General features: G+C 72.5%; 18 protein-coding genes, 1 other RNA gene and 1 pseudogene. 13 read left to right on the top strand and 7 right to left on the bottom strand.

Annotated features, from left to right (window positions below):
* Nucleotides 1-182: 182 nt before the first annotated feature.
* Complete coding sequence (locus tag A3IG_RS34335; protein ID WP_211219469.1) at nt 183-1,634, bottom strand: hypothetical protein; 1,452 nt, start codon at nt 1,632-1,634, stop codon at nt 183-185.
* Between the two features lie 213 nt (nt 1,635-1,847).
* On the opposite strand from A3IG_RS34335, the gene A3IG_RS0119045 reads away from it, so the two are divergent.
* From A3IG_RS0119045 to A3IG_RS0119035, 3 genes are read left to right on the top strand one after another with little or no spacing between them, the layout of a single operon-like run.
* On the top strand, nt 1,848-2,726 hold the full coding sequence (locus A3IG_RS0119045; RefSeq protein WP_018385184.1) for a Nif3-like dinuclear metal center hexameric protein: 879 nt from the start codon (nt 1,848-1,850) through the stop codon (nt 2,724-2,726).
* The gene (locus tag A3IG_RS0119040) at nt 2,723-3,466 is read left to right on the top strand and encodes a zinc ribbon domain-containing protein (RefSeq protein ID WP_040911908.1); all 744 of its coding nucleotides are present in this window, start codon (nt 2,723-2,725) and stop codon (nt 3,464-3,466) included. The genes A3IG_RS0119045 and A3IG_RS0119040 overlap by 4 nt, the downstream gene beginning before the upstream one ends.
* Nucleotides 3,466-4,680 (top strand): bifunctional RNase H/acid phosphatase, encoded by a 1,215-nt coding sequence (locus tag A3IG_RS0119035; RefSeq protein WP_018385182.1) that lies wholly within the window; start codon nt 3,466-3,468, stop codon nt 4,678-4,680. The genes A3IG_RS0119040 and A3IG_RS0119035 overlap by 1 nt, the downstream gene beginning before the upstream one ends.
* Before the next feature lie 54 nt (nt 4,681-4,734).
* Here the strand turns inward: A3IG_RS0119035 and eda are convergent, their stop codons facing one another.
* Nucleotides 4,735-5,355, bottom strand: coding sequence for a bifunctional 4-hydroxy-2-oxoglutarate aldolase/2-dehydro-3-deoxy-phosphogluconate aldolase (gene eda, locus A3IG_RS0119030; RefSeq protein ID WP_018385181.1), 621 nt, complete (start codon nt 5,353-5,355; stop codon nt 4,735-4,737).
* A 59-nt stretch (nt 5,356-5,414) separates the two neighbouring features.
* Entirely contained in the window at nt 5,415-6,212 is a 798-nt protein-coding gene (yaaA, locus tag A3IG_RS34330) for a peroxide stress protein YaaA (RefSeq protein WP_026220419.1), read from the bottom strand.
* Between the two features lie 258 nt (nt 6,213-6,470).
* Here yaaA and A3IG_RS34325 point away from each other — a divergent pair, with 258 nt between their 5' ends.
* The gene (locus A3IG_RS34325; RefSeq protein ID WP_018385179.1) at nt 6,471-7,145 is read left to right on the top strand and encodes an antibiotic biosynthesis monooxygenase family protein; all 675 of its coding nucleotides are present in this window, start codon (nt 6,471-6,473) and stop codon (nt 7,143-7,145) included.
* Nucleotides 7,146-7,186: 41 nt separating this feature from the next.
* Nucleotides 7,187-7,590, top strand: an RNA gene (gene rnpB / locus A3IG_RS32025) — RNase P RNA component class A.
* Nucleotides 7,591-7,594: 4 nt separating this feature from the next.
* Here rnpB and A3IG_RS0119015 read toward each other — a convergent pair.
* The gene (locus A3IG_RS0119015) at nt 7,595-7,798 is read right to left on the bottom strand and encodes a hypothetical protein (protein WP_018385178.1); all 204 of its coding nucleotides are present in this window, start codon (nt 7,796-7,798) and stop codon (nt 7,595-7,597) included.
* A gap of 55 nt (nt 7,799-7,853) precedes the next feature.
* Nucleotides 7,854-9,272 carry a helix-turn-helix domain-containing protein gene (locus A3IG_RS0119010; RefSeq protein WP_236719298.1) on the bottom strand — a complete coding sequence of 473 codons (1,419 nt, stop codon included), beginning with the start codon at nt 9,270-9,272 and terminating at the stop codon, nt 7,854-7,856.
* A gap of 181 nt (nt 9,273-9,453) precedes the next feature.
* On the opposite strand from A3IG_RS0119010, the gene A3IG_RS34600 reads away from it, so the two are divergent.
* The 5 genes from A3IG_RS34600 (at nt 9,454) to A3IG_RS30410 (ending at nt 13,502) form a co-directional block, all read left to right on the top strand.
* The gene (locus tag A3IG_RS34600) at nt 9,454-9,615 is read left to right on the top strand and encodes a hypothetical protein (protein ID WP_169366232.1); all 162 of its coding nucleotides are present in this window, start codon (nt 9,454-9,456) and stop codon (nt 9,613-9,615) included.
* Nucleotides 9,616-9,632: 17 nt separating this feature from the next.
* A complete protein-coding gene (locus A3IG_RS0119000; protein ID WP_018385175.1) occupies nt 9,633-10,814 on the top strand; it encodes a cupin domain-containing protein in 1,182 nt (393 codons plus the stop codon).
* A complete protein-coding gene (locus tag A3IG_RS0118995; RefSeq protein WP_018385174.1) occupies nt 10,814-11,713 on the top strand; it encodes an aldo/keto reductase in 900 nt (299 codons plus the stop codon). The genes A3IG_RS0119000 and A3IG_RS0118995 overlap by 1 nt, the downstream gene beginning before the upstream one ends.
* Nucleotides 11,714-11,732: 19 nt before the next feature.
* On the top strand, nt 11,733-12,515 hold the full coding sequence (locus A3IG_RS0118990) for a phosphotransferase (RefSeq protein WP_018385173.1): 783 nt from the start codon (nt 11,733-11,735) through the stop codon (nt 12,513-12,515).
* A 444-nt stretch (nt 12,516-12,959) separates the two neighbouring features.
* A complete protein-coding gene (locus A3IG_RS30410) occupies nt 12,960-13,502 on the top strand; it encodes a GNAT family N-acetyltransferase (RefSeq protein ID WP_018385172.1) in 543 nt (180 codons plus the stop codon).
* Nucleotides 13,503-13,651: 149 nt separating this feature from the next.
* Here the strand turns inward: A3IG_RS30410 and A3IG_RS0118980 are convergent, their stop codons facing one another.
* A complete protein-coding gene (locus A3IG_RS0118980; protein WP_236719299.1) occupies nt 13,652-13,876 on the bottom strand; it encodes a DUF397 domain-containing protein in 225 nt (74 codons plus the stop codon).
* Nucleotide 13,877: 1 nt separating this feature from the next.
* Nucleotides 13,878-14,732 (bottom strand): helix-turn-helix domain-containing protein, encoded by an 855-nt coding sequence (locus A3IG_RS0118975; RefSeq protein ID WP_265736654.1) that lies wholly within the window; start codon nt 14,730-14,732, stop codon nt 13,878-13,880.
* A gap of 196 nt (nt 14,733-14,928) precedes the next feature.
* Between A3IG_RS0118975 and A3IG_RS30405 the strand changes: the two genes are divergently transcribed.
* From A3IG_RS30405 to A3IG_RS0118955, 3 genes and pseudogenes are all read left to right on the top strand, one after another.
* Nucleotides 14,929-15,357: an ATP-binding protein gene (locus tag A3IG_RS30405; RefSeq protein ID WP_018385169.1), complete on the top strand. Its 429-nt coding sequence runs from the start codon at nt 14,929-14,931 to the stop codon at nt 15,355-15,357.
* Between the two features lie 182 nt (nt 15,358-15,539).
* Nucleotides 15,540-16,472, top strand: coding sequence for a hypothetical protein (locus tag A3IG_RS34320; protein WP_157862365.1), 933 nt, complete (start codon nt 15,540-15,542; stop codon nt 16,470-16,472).
* Nucleotides 16,473-16,658: 186 nt separating this feature from the next.
* A pseudogene (locus A3IG_RS0118955) lies at nt 16,659-16,874 on the top strand (YciI family protein); the annotation flags it as partial.

Here is a 16,874-nt window from a genome sequence, read left to right as displayed (position 1 = left end):
CCGCAACGACCCGTCAGGCACCAGTCGGTGCACGGGATCACGTTGCGTGGCGCCCAGGGGGAAAGTCTATCGGGATGATGATCCGTCTGGGACCGAAAAACAGCCACAGAGGCCACTTCTGTCCCAATAGTCACAGGCGTATCACGGTGCTGATCACGGTTGGTCACAATCGGAACGACACGTCAACCTCCGGCAGTCAATGGCGCCTGCTGGAGCGGCACGGGTCTGCGCAACGGCGGCACCCCCCGAGGCGCCGGCCGCGGGTCCGCCCCGTCGCCCGCACCCACGTCTGCCACCACCTGCTCCGCCCCTGCCGGTCCCGCCGCCCCCGTACCCCCGGGGCCCGCCGGTCCCGCCGCCCGTTCCGCCCCTGCGTGCTCCGCCGCCCCCGGGTACCCGCCGGCCTGCCGTTCCACCGCCCCCGGCCCGCCGTGCCCCCGCGTTCCGGTGGTGGCCCCCGTCGGACCGCCCGCCCGCCGTCGCACCGCCGCCGGCCCGCCGACCGTGACCACCCCCGTGGGGCACCGCGGTGTGCTGAACGGCAACCTCAACCCGTCCGCCGACCAGTGGCCCGCGCCCGCGAGCCAGCCGTCGGGGGGCTCCAGCGCCACCAGCCGCCGCTGCGCGGGCCGCCACACCGCGCAGCGCACCCCCGCCGGCCCGCCGGCCCACACCGCGACCGCGCACTCCTGCGGCGTCGGCGCCGCCCCTGGCCACATCGCGAACGGGGTGACCGGCGCCCCGTCCACCGGCCGGAGGCACTCCGGGAAGCGGACCGGGCGGTCACTGCCGAGGACTCCCCACCCGAGCCGGTCGCTGCCGGGCGCGTCACTGCGCACCACCAGCAGCCCGCTGCCCGGATCGGCGAGCACCAGCCGGTCATTGCTGTTCTGGGCGATCTGGAGCAGGGGGCTGCTCCGGCCCGTGTCCAGGTCGAGGACGACCGTCTTCACCCGGCCCCTGGCCACCCGGTCAAGCGCGAGCATCCGGCCCGCCCGGTCCAGCCAGACCCCGCCGACGTGCCGCCCCGGCAGCTCCGCGATCCGCCGCGGCCGCGGGTCCCGGGCGTTGACCAGCCACACCGAGGTGACCACCGCGCCCTCGGCGACCGGTGCGCAGCCCACCGCGAGCGCCGCGGAAGGACCGATCCTCCAACGGCCGGGACCGGTCCCAGGACCGGGCGCCGGGAGCGGCACCAGCCAGACCTGGTCGAGTTCGAGCTCGCCGAGCGGCAGCTCCAAGGTGCCCTCCCCGCTCGGACACAGCATCGCCAGCCGGAACAGCCCGACGCGCCGAACACCCGCGCCGCGTCCCGGGGTGCGACCGCGCCCCCCGTCCCTGCGGCCGTCGTCCCGGTCACGCCGACAGATCAGCACCCTCCCGTCGGGCAGCGCCAGCAACCCACCGCCCGGTCGTTCGGGACCGCCCCGGCCCCGCAGCGACACCGTGTGCGGTCGGGGTCCCCGCAGCGCCCACCGCTCGGGGAACCACCCACCGTCCCGACCCCGGGCCAGGCAGGCGGCGTAGGAGCCGTCCGCCGAGAACGTGAACCCCACCCGGGCCATGACCGCACCGGGGACCGGCGTCGTCGCGACCGTCTCCTCTGGGGCGTCACAGATAGTCAATTGGGTCACCTCCGTGCCAGAAGGTAGTTTTCGTCCACACCGGTGGATCGGCAGGAGATGCGTTGGTTCACCAATAAGAGTGGTCGCACTGGGATTCCCCGGAACGGAGCCCCGGGGATGTGCATGACCAGCCGACGGTGTCCGCCGCGGGCGGGCCGCCCCGCCCGTCGATCGCCCGGCGGGGCTGTGGTCCCTCCCGCCGCGCAGGGTAGCCTTCGGACCGTGCCCAAGCTGTCCGACGTCCTCGCCGAACTCGAAGCCCTGTGGCCCCCCGCGCGGGCCGAGCAGTGGGATGCCGTGGGCCTGGTCTGCGGAGATCCCGACGCCGCGGCGTCCCGGGTGCTGTTCGCCGTTGACCCGGTCCTGCCGGTCGCCCTCGAGGCCGTCGAGGCCGGCGCCGACCTGCTGGTCACCCACCACCCGCTGTACCTGCGGGGGACGACGACGGTGGCCGCCGACACGTTCAAGGGCCGCGTCGTGCACACGCTGATCAGGAACGGGGTGGCGCTGTACGTCGCGCACACCAACGCGGACACCGCCGACCCCGGGGTCTCCGACGCCCTCGCCAGCGTCCTCGGCCTGCGGGTGCTCGGACCCCTGGTGCCCGACCCCACCGACCCGGCGGGCCGCCGCGGCCTCGGCAGGATCTGCGAGCCCCGCGAACCGATGACCCTGTCCGGCTTCGCCGAACTCGCCGCCCGGTCCCTGCCGGGGACCGCGGCCGGCATCAGGGTCGCCGGGGACCCGGACGCCCCGCTGCGCACCGTCGCGGTCAGCGGCGGTTCCGGGGACAGCCTCTTCGACCAGGTGCGGGCGGCGGGCGTGGACGCGTTCCTCACCGCCGACCTGCGCCACCACCCCGCGTCCGAGGCCCAGCAGGCCAGCCCGCTCGGCCTGCTGGACGCCGCCCACTGGGCCACCGAGTGGCCGTGGTGCGTCCAGGCCGCCGCCCAGCTCGACGAGATCTCCGACCGGCACGGCTGGGCCCTGCGCACCGACGTCTCCACCCGGGTCACGGACCCGTGGACCGCACACGAACCGGCCAGGCCAGCCGACATACACCCGCCCGTCCCGACCAGCAGCCCAGGAGCCCCACGCTGAACGCCGCGCCCGCCGACCAGATCCGCCTCCTCGACCTCCAAGCCGTCGACTCCCGCCTCGAGCAGTTGGCGCACAAGCGCAGGACCCTTCCCGAGCACGCCGAGGTCGAGCGGCTCAGTGGCGAACTGACCCAGGTCCGCGACCTGCTGGTCGCGGCACAGACCGAGGAGAGCGACACCGCCAGGGAGCAGAAGAAGGCCGAGCAGGACGTGGACCAGGTGCGCACCCGCGCCGCCCGCGACCAACAGCGCCTGGACTCCGGCGCGATTACCTCGCCCAAGGACCTGGAGAACCTCCAGCGGGAGATCGCCTCGCTGGCCAGGCGCCAGTCGGACCTCGAGGACGTCGTCCTCGAGGTGATGGAGCGCCGCGAGTCGGCCCAGCAGCGCGCCGCGGAGCTCGCCGAGCGGGTGGCCGCGCTGGGCGCCCGCGTCACCGAGGTCGAGCGGCGCCGCGACGACGCCTACGGGGAGATCGACGCGGAGACCGGCACGCTCACCAAGGAGCGCGGCGTGATCGCCGGCGCCGTCCCGCAGGACCTGCTCAAGCTCTACGAGAAGATCCGGGCCCAGTCCGCCGGCGTCGGTGCGGCGCGGCTCTACCAGCGGCGCTGCGAGGGCTGCCGGCTCGAGCTCGGGGTGACGGAGCTGAACGAGGTCCGGGCCGCCGCCCCGGACACCGTGGTGCGCTGCGAGAACTGCCGGCGCATCCTGGTGCGCACCGCGGAGTCCGGCATCTGATGCCCACCTTCGTCATCGAGGCCGACGGAGGTTCCCGGGGGAACCCGGGGCCCGCCGGCTACGGGGCGGTGGTGCGGGACGCCGACACCGGTCAGGTGCTGGCGGAGACCGCCGAGTACATCGGCGTCGCCACCAACAACGTCGCCGAGTACCGGGGCCTGGTCGCCGGTCTGCGTGCCGCGCACGCCCTCGACCCCGACGCCGCGGTCCGGGTGCGGATGGACTCCAAGCTGGTGGTGGAGCAGATGTCCGGCCGCTGGAAGATCAAGCACCCGGACATGCGCCCGCTCGCCGCCGAGGCCAGGAGCGTCTTCCCGCCGGGACGGGTCAGCTACACCTGGATCCCCCGGCACCAGAACTCCCACGCGGACCGGCTGGCCAACGAGGCGATGGACGCGGGCCGCAGCGGCAGGCCCTGGGAGCCGGGCATGTCCCGTGCCGCGCTCGCCGCGACCGCGCCCACCGCGGAGGCCGCGGCCCTGGCCGTGCAGGGGCCGCCCGCCGCGGGGCCGGTGGCCGTGGAGGCCCCCACCGCGGCCGAGCCGTCCGCGCCCGTCCGCCCGGCCGGCCCCGCGGACCTGGCCGGAGCCCCCGACCTGGGCACCGCGACCACGTTGGTGCTGCTCAGGCACGGCGAGACGGCGCTGACCCCGCAGAAGAGGTTCTCCGGCACCTCGGACCCGGAGCTGACGGACAAGGGCCGCTGGCAGGCCGAACGGGTGGCCGACGCCCTGGCGGCCCGCGGCACCGTGCAGGCCGTGGTCAGCTCACCGCTGTCCCGCTGCCGGCAGACCGCGCAGGTGGCCGCGGACCGGCTCGGCCTGACGGTGCGGGTGGACGACGGCCTGCGGGAGACCGACTTCGGCGCCTGGGACGGGCTGACCTTCGCCGAGGTGCGCGAACGCCACCCGGCCGACCTCGACGCCTGGCTGGCCTCCGGGCGGGCCGCGCCTACCGGCGGGGAGAGCTTCGCCACCGTCACCCGCAGGGTGTCCGTCTGCCGGGACCGCCTGCTGGCCCGCTACCCCGGGCGGACGGTGCTGGTGGTCAGCCACGTCACCCCGATCAAGGTGCTGGTGCGACTGGCCCTGGGAGCACCCTCCGAGGCGCTGTTCCGGATGGAGCTGTCCGCGGCGTCGTTCTGCGTGCTCAACTACTACCCGGACGGCAACGCCTCGCTGCGCCTCTTCAACGACACCGCCCACCTGCGCTGAACCCGCGGCGGACTCCGGGTGCCCCCTCGTCGGCGGGGGAACGGCCAACGCTGGCTAACGGGCCCGCAGTGCCGCGGCCCGCGCGGCGAGCCGGCGCACCCGGTCCCAGTCGCCGGCGGCCACGGCGTCGGCCGGGACCATCCAGGTGCCCCCGACGCAGCCGACGTTGGGCAGCGCCAGGTACTCCGGCGCCCGCCGCGCGTCGATGCCACCGGTGGGGCAGAACCGGGCGCCGGGCAGCGGCCCCGCCAGGGACCGCAGGTATGCGGTGCCGCCCGCGGCCTCGGCGGGGAAGAACTTCATCTCGGTGACCCCGCGCTCGAGCAGCCCCAGCACCTCCGACGCGGTGGACACCCCCGGCAGGAACGGCACCCCGGACCCCCGCATCGCCCCCAACAGCGAGTCCGTGCACCCCGGGCTCACCAGGAACCGCGCCCCGGCCGCCACCGCCGCGCCCACCTGGCCGCCGTCCAGCACCGTGCCGGCGCCCACCACCGCCCCGGGCACCTCCGCGGCCACCGCCCTGATCGCGTCCAGCGCCGCCGGGGTGCGCAGGGTCACCTCGACGGCCGGCAGCCCACCCGCCACCAGGGCCCGGGCCAGGGGAACGGCGTGGGCCACCTCGTCGAGGACGACGACGGGCAGCACGGGCGCGAGGTCCAGTACGGAGGACACCCCCTCATCCTCCCCACGCTTCGGCGCCTTCGCAACGGTCGTTGCGAAGAGCGCAACGGTTAGATCTCCTCCACCAGCACGTCCAGCTCCCAGGGCCGCCCCGCCCTCGAGGGCTCCCGGGCCTCCACCCGGTACCCCAGGTCCCGCAGCGTCGTCACCAGGCCCGCGGGCGTCCTCGGACTCGCGCCGCTGACCAGCAGGTCCCGGGTGAGCCGACCCTTGGTGGCCTTGTTGAAGTGGCTGACCACCGTCCTCCGCTCCACCCCGTCCACCACCGTGACCTGGAGCACCCGCACCGTCGCGGTCCGCCCAGCGACCGCCCCGGTGGGCTTCCACGCCGCCGCGTAGGCCGCCGAGCGCAGGTCCAACACCAGCCCGCTCCCCGCCACCTGCGGCATCACCTCGTCCATCGGCCCCCGCCAGAACGAGGCCAGGGCGCCGATGCCGGGCAGCCGCACCCCCATCGGGCACCGGTAGGGCGGGACCCGGTCCGCCACCCGCACGGCACCCCACAGCCCGGAGAACACCAGCAGCGACCGCCTCGCCCGCCGTCGCGCCGCCTCGTCCAGCGAGCCCAGGTCCAGCGCGTCGTACAACACCCCGGTGTAGAGCCGCCCCGCGGGAAGCGTCGGCGCGTCCCGCACCGCCGCGTTCTTCGCCACCTCACCGCGGAGCCCCGGGCCCAGCCCCAGCACCTCGAGCGCCTTGTCCTCGTCCGCGGCGCACAGCTCCACCAGGGCGTCGAGCACCCGTTCCCGGGCCGGGGACAACTCCGGCAGCGCCAGCTTTCCCACGCGTACCGCGGGTCCTGACCCGGCGGTGGCCTTACCCTCGGACGGCGGAAGCAGTACGAGCACGGCGGAACTCCTCAGACAGCGACGCACAGGTGATGACAGCGGTGGCTGCCCAGCGCAGCATAGGACCCCACCAGGCAGGGTTCCGGCGCCGCCACACGCCGCGGCCCTTCGCCCCCCGCCGGTCCCGAGTCGCGGCCCGCCCCGGGACCACCGGACCACCGACGTCACGCACGCACTGCCCCGAAGCCAGCTCAGCCACCGACCCGAGCGACCCACGACCGGTCGCCGGCCACCGACCACCGAATACAGGAGCAGCTCATGCCGGCCCCCTCCGACCCGCCGGACCGCACCGAACCAGCCCCCGCCGAGGCGCCGGGCCCGTTCCTGATACCCGTCCCACGGTCCCAGGTGAGCACCGTCTGGGTGCGTGAGTGGACCGTGGACACCCAGCACGACCAGCAGACCGCCGCCGCGGACACCAAGGCCGGGTGGCAGAACGAGGACTGGCCAGCCGGCGTGCTGTCCCGCACCTGCCTGCTCGGCACCGACGGCGACGCGCTGCTGACCTTCACCCAGTGTTCGACCGACGAGTTCACCGACGCCGCCGAGGACGCCGTCCCCTACCGACTGAGCCTGACCACCGCGCTCCACCCCGACCGGGCCACCGGTCTCTTCGTGGTGGTCACCACCGACGTCACCGGCCCGCAGGGCCAGCGTGACCTGCTGGACCTGCGGTACGAGCAGGTGCTGGGCTACGCCGACGCCGAGACCGCCGACGTCAGGGCCCCGGGACTGCTCAGGATGCACCTGCTCAGCAGCGTGGACGGCACCACGCTGGTCTCCTGCGCCGAGTGGGTCGACCTCCCGGCCCACGAGGCGTTCCTGCGCAGCGTCGGCCACCAGCAGGAGATGGCGGCGATCAGAGGGCTGGCCGGGGTCCGCGCGGCCAGGTTCCGCCGGTACCGCCACCACGCCTCGCTGGTCCGGCAGTGATCGCCGCCGCCCACGGGTGACTATCATGGGGGGACGACGGACGAGTCGGCCGGGCGGTCGCGTCGGGGCCCTGACGGGCTCCGCCGAGGAACGTCCGGGCTCCACAGGGCAGGGTGGTGGGTAACACCCACCCGGGGTGACCCGCGGGACAGTGCCACAGAAAGCAGACCGCCGGGGGCCTCGGCCCCCGGTAAGGGTGAAACGGTGGTGTAAGAGACCACCAGCGTCCGGGGTGACCCGGACGGCTCGGTAAACCCCACCCGGAGCAAGGTCAAGAGGAGCCGCCGCAAGACGGCTCTGCGCGGACGACCGAGGGCTGCCCGCCCGAGTCCGCGGGTAGACCGCACGAGGCTGTCGGCAACGGCAGCCCTAGATGGATGGCCGCCTCCCGTGGGGCCGCAAGGCCCCACGGAGACAGAACCCGGCGTACAGGCCGTCTCGTCCGTCGCCTACTGCTTTGACCTGCTGCAACTCTCTCCGCGCCACTCGATCAGTGCCCTGTCGCACAGGTCGGTGTCATCCCGGTTGAGGCCGGCCCGGCGGCAGAACTCCAGCAGGTCCCTAACGTCGTACCCCACGCCGAGGATCTCCCCGTCCGCACGCACCTGGCGACCGCCTGACAGGGACGGCGGCGCCACGATGATCCGAGCCACGACCGAGCCTGCGAGGCTCCGTGGCCTGATGCACCCTGGGTTCCACCGTCTGGACTCAGGTGTCGGTGGCGGGTCGTCCGTGGGGATCGATGGGGTCCGGTAGGGCGAGCAGTCGCTCGTGGAGTTCGGCCACCGCAGCGGTGGAGGTCGCTGTCACCGCGGTGGCGAGGGCGGCCAGTCGTGTGCGGGCGGTGGAGCGAAGCCGGGCAGCCGGCACCCGCTCCAGGACGTCCAGGGCCCGGGCGGCGGCGTCGCCGGGGTGAGCTCGGGCTTCTGCCTGGGCGTGGAGCAGCGTGGCGGAGGCCCAGCCCGGGGTGCCGACAATGCAGGCCGCGGCGGAGATCTCGGCCGTTGCTGCTGCCTGGTCAGCTCGGCCCAAGACGAGGTGGGCGTCGGCCTGGTGGAGGGCGTGTTCGGCGGCGTCGTAGCCGAAGCGACCCGGCGCCCACCCGACGGGATCTGCCGCGAGTTCGTCGTTGGCCGCTGCGAGGGTGGTATCAGCGTCTTCGGTGCGGCCTTGTTGGGCCACTGCGGGCAACAGGGCCCAGCCAAGGAGTTGCGCGCGGGCGAGTGGTCCCGCCGCTGTGTCCACCCCGCGTTGCGCGAGGGCCACGGCGGCGGCGAGGTCGCCGCGGGATCGGGCGGTCATGCTCTGCGCGCCGTAGGCCCAAGCGGTGAGACGTGCGTCCCCGACTCGTTGGCCCATGACTGCGGCCACGCCGAGGTGCACCTGGGCGCCAGTGAGGTCGTCGAGGTGGTACGCCAGATTGCCGAGCAGGGCGGACAGCCACCCGGTGACCCGGTGCAAGTCCACCCGGCTTTGCATGTCACGTGCCAGTGGGTCGGCGAGCAGTTCGCGGACGCGCCGCACCTCGTCGAACAGGACGCTCGGTGGGTGCTTGGAGTAGTTGAGGGCATAGTGCTCGATGGCGGCCTCGGCGGCTTCGATGACCCCGGCGCCGGCGCCCGGGTCGGCCAGGAGCGCGAGGTGGACGGACTCACGGACGGCGGGTAGCCCGGCGGCGGTGGTCATCGGCTCTCCCTCTCCCCACCAGGGGCACGGGCGCGTGTGATCCCACTGACCGTACCGGACTGGCAACGTGTGGTCACTGGGGCGGGTGGGGCGTGTCAGCCCGAGACGGTCGAGGGACAGGCCGTAGGCGCGGGCGAGCATCCGCGCGTACTCCTCGCCTGGGCGTTCCGTCCCGTGCTCCCACCGGCACAGCATGCTCGGGTTCAGCCCTGGTGGCAGGAGGCCGTCGGCGCGGTACATCGCGCCGATCTGGTTGATGACTTCTGTGCGGGACCAGCCCAGGGCCAGGCGCCACGCCTCCAGGGCCGACACTTCCGGTAACGCGCGGCGGATGGCCTCGGCGATGCGGGCCGCCGGCTGTTGGCGGCGCTGCTGTTCGCGGCGGATGCGGGCGGCCTCGTGTTGGATCTCTGCGCGTCTGCGGCGAGTTACCACGGGCATCGAGGTACCCCCTCGGGTGTGGCAGCCGGCTCACGGTATCTACCCGGAGGCCGGCGACGGGAGGGCGTATTGCGCCGAGCCCGCAATGCGCCGCGCGCCCTTCGGCAATGACTGCCGCTGCCGTGTTCACGACGCTGGAAGTGCCGAACCACCCCGGTCCGGCACTTCAGAAGGAGGGATCATGCGAGTGAACTCCACCATCGCCCAGTCCTCGGGTAACCGTCCGACCGACTTGGAGGGCCTGGTGCTGGCCCGGCGGCGGGTCGTCGCCGCCCGGGACCGCGCTACCTCGATGGCCGAGTCGGACGGCGGCGGCACCGGCCGCTCGGACGGCAACGACTGAGCACGGCCGAACTCGCGATGACGACACTGTCGATCGCGCGGCGCCTGGGCGGGGAGAACTTCCTCGCCCAGGCGCTGGGCCGCGACTACCGCCACCTGCCCGGCGCCCTGCCCGACGCCGCCGCCCTGCTCACCTTCGCCGACCTCAACGACCTGCTGGCCGTCCACCGCCTCGAGCCGCCGCGCCTGCGGCTGTCCACCAACGGCGAGCCCCTTCCGCAACACCGGTACGCCACGACCGAGATCACCCGCCGCCGCACCATCTGGCACCGCCTCCAACCCGCCGAGCTGCACGCCCGCCTCGCCGACGGCGCGAGCCTGGTCCTTGACGCGGTCGACGAACTCCACCCACCAGTGCGGGACCTCGCCGAAGAACTGGAGCGTTGGCTCCGCACACACGTCCAGGTCAACGCCTACGCTTCGTGGACCCCGGTGGAGGGCTTCGGTACGCACTGGGATGACCACGACGTGATCGTGGTCCAACTCCACGGCGCCAAGCGGTGGCGCCTGTTCGGCCCGACTCGCTGCGCGCCGCTGGCAGTGGATACCGAGACACCCCAGCCCCCACCAGAGGAACCCGTCGCCGACCTGGTGCTGCGCCCAGGGGACCTGTTGTACCTGCCGCGCGGCTGGTGGCACGCCGTCACCGCCGACCAGCACACCAACAGCCTGCACCTGACCTGCGGAATGCGCACCCACACCGGCGCTGACCTGCTGACCTGGCTGTGCGAGACGTTGCGTTCCCGCGACGTGATCCGCGCGGACCTGCCCGTCCACGGGCCCGCGGACCAGCACAGAGCCCACCTGGACCTGCTGAGAAAGGAAGTGACCGCCGCTCTCGACGACCCGAACCTGGTCGCCCGGTACCTGGACGCGCGGGATGCGGCCGACCCGGGACGGCTCCGACCGTCCCTGCCCTACCTGACCGGTCGGCCACCTGCCAACCCAGACCTGGCGGTGCGGCTGACCACCGCCCGCAGCGTCCTCCACACCGTCGAGGACGGCGTGGTGTTCTCCGCAGCTGGATGCGAGTGGGAGTTCACAGCCCCGGTCGGGCCGCTGCTCACCGTGCTCCGCCGAGGTGGCGAGCACACCCTGGCCACCCTCGCCGCCGCCTCCGGCCTCATCCTCGACCAGGTGGCCGCAGTGGTCGGCGAACTGGTCGGCGGCCAGGTCGCGACCGCCATCGGGCCACGGTGATGCCCGCGACCCTGGCGCTGGGCACGCACCGGTGCAGGGAGGTGGCCGCCGCCGCACGGCGCGCGGCCACCGCACCGGACCCCTGGGTGGACACTGCGCCGAACTACCTTCGTGGCCGAGCCCAGACCCTGCTCGCCCCCGTGCTCCGCGCCCACCCGCGCCTGGGCATCTCCACGAAGGTGGGCTTCGTCCCGGCCGCGGAAGCGGCCGCGGCTCAAAGGGCCGGCGTGCTCTCGCCGGAGGAGGCGGCCAGCGGCCACAGCCTGGCTCCGGCCTACGTGCGCTGGCAGCTCAACCGCAACCGGCAGCAGCTCGGCCGGAGCCGGCTGGAGGTGGTGCTCCTGCACAACCCCGAACGTGCCGGCGCCCGAACCCCCGAGCAGGTGGCCGCGGCATTCCGTGTGCTCGAGGAAGAGGCCGCGGCCGGCCGCATCGGAGGCTACGGAGTCGCCACCTGGTCCGGCTTCGCCGACGGCGTGCTCACCGTGCGGGGCCTGCTTGCCGCGGCTCGTGCGGCGGCTTGCGGCAGCGCCCACCACCTGGTCGCCGTGCAGCTCCCCGTCAGCCTCGTCATGGCCGGCCCACTCGCCGCGGCACTGAACGACCGCGGCCCCATCGCCGAGGCAGCCGTCGCCAACCTGGACGTCTACGCGTCCGCCCCGCTGCATGGAGGCGAGTTGCTGGCCGCGGCCACCCCGGAGCTGGCCGCTTTCATCCGACCGGGCCTGTCGGTCGCGGGGGCGTGCCTGCTGGCCGTGGCCTCGTGCCCGGGTGTCTCACGAGTGCTGGTCTCGGCCAGCACAGCGGCACACTGGGACGATGCCCTCGCCGGCTTGGCCGGCGGCCCGCTCGACAGCGATCACCTCCGGACGGTCTTGGATGTACTCACCCCCACGTGACCCTGCCACCGAACAGAGCATGCACGCGGCGTTCACCGCGGCGGCCGGCGCGCTCGACGTGACCCCGACCGGGCCCACGGTGTGGGGCTGGCACGGGCGCACCCTGTCCCGCCGCGCGGACCACCTCCGACACGGCGCCTGCTGGCTACGGCTGGTCTCCGCACCGGCCGGGAAGCAGGGCGGCAAGATCTGGGAGGGCACCGCCGCGGCATCCGTGCTCGACGGCACGGTGAGCAAACCGGCCCTGTACGCCGTGCACGACCAGGTGGTCGACGACACGGCGTACCGGGCGGAACTGACCCAGTACATCGACGCCCCCACGTGCTCACCCGATCCGGTCGTACGCTCCCCGCTGGAACTCCCGCCCACCTGGTGGAAGCAGCTCCGCGCGGACCTGGACCGGATCGCCACGGTGGACACGGACCGAGTCGCAGTACGGCAGGAGTGGATCGACCGTGTGGTCCCCCAGTACACCGGATGTGCCGCGCCCAGGATCACCGAGTGGACGACGGCCCACGGGGACCTGCACCTGGCCAACATCACCACCAGCGGAGTCATCCTCGACTGGGAGGGATGGGGGTTGGCCCCGGCCGGATACGACGCGGCGCTGCTGTTGGCCTACTCCCTCCGCGAGCCCTCGCTTGCGGACCAGGTTCGGGAGACGTTCGGCGACCTCATCACGGGTGAGTCAGGCCGCGCCGTGATGCTCGTGGTCGTGGCGGACCTGCTCCAGTCCGCCAGCCGCGGCGACCACCCCGACCTGGAGCCGGCGCTGCGACGACTCCTTGAGGGCAGACCCTGACCATCAGGGCCGGGCGACGGGACGCTGCGGCACAGGTGGGGGGCCACGAACGCACTGCCCGGGACTGGGACCGTGGAATCCCGAAGATCGGCAACGCGCATCTGCACCCCGACGGGCGCAGGATCGACTACACAACGGGCATGACCAGCATCGTCGCCGTCACGTCAGCGCCCTCTGCCGCGATGGTCCAGGCCGAACCGCACCCACGGTTCCTGTCACTTGGTAGCCCCCCGCCCGCGCCGACCATCAGCAGCCACCGCGCCACGCACGCCAGTCGCGGCCAGGCGCGCCACCAGGTCGCTCTCAGTGGGGTTTGGCCGGCTCTGCGTGCTGAGAGTTTGGCCATCTTGAATTCCTTGAACACATCACGGATGAATCGGAGTGACGCTGCTGGGCCAAGAGCCTCGGTGCGGAGGTAGACGCGAGCTTTGAGAGAATCGCAGTATGACCGGCCGATCCCACGCCGCCCCCGAATCCCACTGGCCTCTTGGTGAACCGTTCCGGCTCGACCTGACCGATTCCGACATCCTGAGCCATCTGTGGGACCTCCAGCGGGCTTCATACGCGGTCGAAGCGCGGCTCATCGGCTTCGACGGAATCCCGCCCCTGCACGAGACCCTCGAGCAGCTGCGCGCGTGTGAGGAGTCGTTCCTCGGAGTTCGCGACGAGTCGGGACTTGTCGGAGCGGTGGCCTGGACCCGCTTGCCGAACGGCGCTCTGGAGATCTGCCGCCTCGTGGTTCACCCCGTCGCACACCGCCGCGGCGTCGCCACAGCACTGCTCAACGCCCTGGACTCGATCGAGCCCGCGGAACTGACGGTCGTGTCCACCGGAACCGCCAACCTGCCCGCGATAGCGCTCTATCGTCGGCGCGGATTCATACCTGTCGGCGAGCGCCAGGTCGCGCCCGGTGTCACCATCACGCTGCTGGAACGCGGGCACGCATCGGCATCTCAGCAATCCACAACTACGCATAACCGCATGTGATCTCGTGTGGCGCTACGTGTCCCCGCGACGTTCGGGGTAAGCACCGGCAGAGTCACACGCCTCGGTCGGTGCCGCCGCTCCAGCCGGTCAGTTTCCCCGGACATGGGGAAGCCCACCCGAGGAACAGGCGGGCTTCAACTCTCCGTTTGTCAGAGAGGCAGCTCGCCCCGCTTCACCGCCTCCACGAACGAGGACCATGCGTCGGAAGTGAAAAGCAGGGCCGGGCCGGCCGGGTCCTTGGAGTCGCGGACCGGGATGACACCTGTGAGGCCGTCAGCCACCTCGACACAGTTACCGTTGTTGGCCGTGTAGGTGCTCTTGCGCCACGACACGCCTTCAACATCAGCCGCAGACATGACGGCCCGTTCGCTCATCTCAGATCAGCTCTCTCTCGATACGTTTGACCAGGTCAAGGCTATCTTGCTCAGGCAGCGCAGCTTCGGAGAGGTTCTTGAACAAGCGGTTCAGGCGACGTAGCGTGAGTGGTTCATCGCGGAAGGTTGTGACTTCTGCCGACTCAACGAACGCCACGTCTGCGTCATTCCCGATGCCGAACAGGGTGAACGCTCCCGTTGCGATGCCCTTCTCGCCGGCTGAGCAAGGGATGACCCGCAGACTGGCGTGAGGGGCTGCGGCGGCCTTGGTGAGTGCCCGGAGCTGATCTCGCATGACCGCAGGGCCGCCGACGTGGAAGCGTAGGGCGGCCTCCGTGATCACGGCCCGAATCTCGAGCGGAGGTTCCTCGCGGAGGCGGGCTTGCCTCTTCAACTTGACCTCGACCAGGCTGTCCACCTGATCAGGGCCGAGAGCGGCGAAGCCAACGCCGGTAACCGCGCGTGCGTAGTCTTCGGTCTGAAGCTGAGCGGGGATGAGCAACGGCTGATATTCGAGGCAGCGCGACGCTTCCGCTTCGTACGTCAGGAACTCGTCGTAGTTCGCTGAGATCACATCGCGGTAGGCGTGCCACCAGGGCGCGACCCGCTGTCTGCCCCGCAACATGAGCGCGTGGAGTCGCTCACGCTCCTGCGCCTCGACCCCGTACAGATCCATCAGGGCCTCGAAGTCCCGTTTGGTGCAGGCGCGTTTGCCCTGCTCCAGCCGCGTGACCTTCGATAGGTGACAGTCGAGGTGCCCGCCAACCTCCTCCGCCGTCATGGCGCGTTGGTCCCGGAGTCGACGCAGTGCGGCTCCGAGCTGTCGCCGGGCCGCCAGCGGACCGGTGTTGGACACAACAGACACAGCTACTCCCTTCGCGGTGCAGGTTACCGTTCGTACACACTCAAGCGAGTCTTCTTGCGTGGCAAGTTGCCAAGCAAGTACTTGACTCGAGTGGTGGGCACTTGCATGATCGGTGGTGACGGCGTGTCATACATCCGACCACGTTGGGTGAACGCGCCTGCGTTACTCGCCCTGTTGGAGGTGCCTCATGCCTGTGTCCCAGGATCAAGAGACCGGGTTCAACTGGTCCCTGTCGGCGGAGCCGAAGGGCCTTGCCGGGTGGCGTGAGGTCGCGCGGAGATCCGTGCGGCACCTCGGGGGCGACGAGCGGGCCGAGCAGCTCGCGGCCCTGGTGGTCAGCGAGCTCCTGACCAACGTGATCAGGCACGTTGAGGACCCGCGATGTGGCCTGACCATCGAGAGGGACGAGGATCACGTCCTCATCGGGGTCCGTGACCGGTCACCTCAGCTCCCGCGCGTCGGCGACCCGGACGCGGACGACGAGTGCGAGTCCGGCCGTGGGCTTCGCCTGTTGCTGGGCCACGGGTGCGCCCTCGACTTCGGTCGGACGCCCGAGGGCAACCGCGTGCGAGCGACGTTCCTCCTGGTGGCCTCAGCGGGTGAGGGGGACGGGTAGGAACCCCCGGTCCCTCTGACGCACGCCCCTCGGGCGGGTGCCGGCGGTGGTGGCCGCATATCCGGCCACTGCGGCGGGTATTGCCCGGGTACGTGCGGCCGTCCTGAGACGACGGCCGCGACGCGGAGTTCGCCCGGGCCGCACGGGTGGTCGCGGCCGGCGGGGCGGGAAGGTCGGTCGTCGTGACGGAGACCGGTTCCGGTGAGACCGTCCGGGTCTCGCTGGACGAGGACAGGGTGGCCCTCGACGCGGCGAAGCTGTGCGGTGCTCGTTTCGTCCCCGTCGCCTCGGCGCCGCTGCCCGGCCACATCGTGGTCTTCCGGCCGTGGAAGATCGGGCGGTACGGAGGGATCTCCTGCACCGAGGCGCAACGCGTGCGCTGGCAGGCCGCGGCGCGCCGCTACCTCGACGCGGTGTCCCGGGCGTTGGAGGAGCTGCACCGGGCACACGGTGGGCGACGGGCCTCCGTGGACCTGTACCACCGGGTGAGGTCCTGGGCGACGCCGGGGGAGCCGTTCCCCTGGCCCGGCAGGCGACGCAGGACGGCGGCACGGTCGGCGAGGGCGCAACAGGTCTTCCTGGAGCGGCTGGAGCACGCGGCCCAGGAGTACCGCCCGGTGCGCGAGGAGATCGAGGCCCTGGTCGCGGCCCACCGCGCCGAGCAGCAGGCCGTCCAGGAGGAGCGCCGGCGCGCGGCGGAACGACTGCGCCAGGTGGTGCGGACGGTCGCCTCCCACCGCCACTGGGTCCACGCCCCGAGCAGGAGCGGCAGGACCGTGAACATCGGGATCTCCCCGGAGGCGCCCAGCGAGCCCGCGCCGCCACGGCTGACCGCGTACGAGTTGGAGGAGAGCCTGTTGGAGCTCTGGCGCTCCACCAGCCCCCGGCCCCGGTTCGCCTGGGACCCCGACGCGTGCGCCGAGGTCGAGCGCGAGTGCCGCGACCTGGGCGAGCCCATGGCGTTCAGCACCTGGTGGAACCAGGTGACCCGGCACACCTGGCGCACCACCCCCTCCGGCCCCACCCCCGCCCCGCCTCCCACCCGCCCCAGCTTCGGCGGTACCGGCAGCCTCGGCTCCGGTGGCTACATCGGCGGCTTCGGAACCTCCTTCTAGCCTCGGGAGGATCGGAACGGGCGAGCCGCCCGGGGGCCGCCCCGGGCGACGCTCGCCCCGTTGACCACGCCCGTCCGCGAGATTCCAAAAAAGTCGGACGGCGATGTCGAGAACCCGTGTCCTGCTCCGTCCTGGGGGTGAAGGCGGCATCCACCGGGGGTCGCACGAGTACCGAGGAGAACCACGATGGCGAAGTACCTGCTGTTGAAGCACTACCGGGGTGCCCCGGCGGCGGTCAACGACGTGCCGATGGACCGGTGGACGCCGGAGGAGATCTCGGCGCACGTGCAGTACATGAACGACTTCGCGGCGCGGCTGGAGGAGACGGGCGAGTTCGTGGACGGTCAGGCGTTGGCTCCGGAGGGGGCGTGGGTCCGGTATGACGGTGAGGGGCGCCCGCCG

The sequence above is a fragment of the Wenjunlia vitaminophila DSM 41686 genome (genome assembly GCF_000380165.1).
Taxonomy (GTDB): Bacteria; Actinomycetota; Actinomycetes; order Streptomycetales; family Streptomycetaceae; genus Wenjunlia; species Wenjunlia vitaminophila.
This window is presented reverse-complemented; position numbering and strand designations above follow the sequence as displayed.

Bases quoted from the DNA above. Each gene is read 5' to 3' on its own strand.
- A3IG_RS0119035 (WP_018385182.1), top strand. From the start codon at position 3,466: ATGCCCACCTTCGTCATCGAGGCCGACGGAGGTTCCCGGGGGAACCCG.
- A3IG_RS34325 (WP_018385179.1), top strand. From the start codon at position 6,471: ATGCCGGCCCCCTCCGACCCGCCGGACCGCACCGAACCAGCCCCCGCC.
- A3IG_RS0119010 (WP_236719298.1), bottom strand. From the start codon at position 9,272: ATGCCCGTGGTAACTCGCCGCAGACGCGCAGAGATCCAACACGAGGCC.
- A3IG_RS34600 (WP_169366232.1), top strand. From the start codon at position 9,454: ATGCGAGTGAACTCCACCATCGCCCAGTCCTCGGGTAACCGTCCGACC.
- A3IG_RS0119000 (WP_018385175.1), top strand. From the start codon at position 9,633: ATGACGACACTGTCGATCGCGCGGCGCCTGGGCGGGGAGAACTTCCTC.
- A3IG_RS0118995 (WP_018385174.1), top strand. From the start codon at position 10,814: ATGCCCGCGACCCTGGCGCTGGGCACGCACCGGTGCAGGGAGGTGGCC.
- A3IG_RS0118990 (WP_018385173.1), top strand. From the start codon at position 11,733: ATGCACGCGGCGTTCACCGCGGCGGCCGGCGCGCTCGACGTGACCCCG.
- A3IG_RS30410 (WP_018385172.1), top strand. From the start codon at position 12,960: ATGACCGGCCGATCCCACGCCGCCCCCGAATCCCACTGGCCTCTTGGT.
- A3IG_RS0118980 (WP_236719299.1), bottom strand. From the start codon at position 13,876: ATGAGCGAACGGGCCGTCATGTCTGCGGCTGATGTTGAAGGCGTGTCG.
- A3IG_RS30405 (WP_018385169.1), top strand. From the start codon at position 14,929: ATGCCTGTGTCCCAGGATCAAGAGACCGGGTTCAACTGGTCCCTGTCG.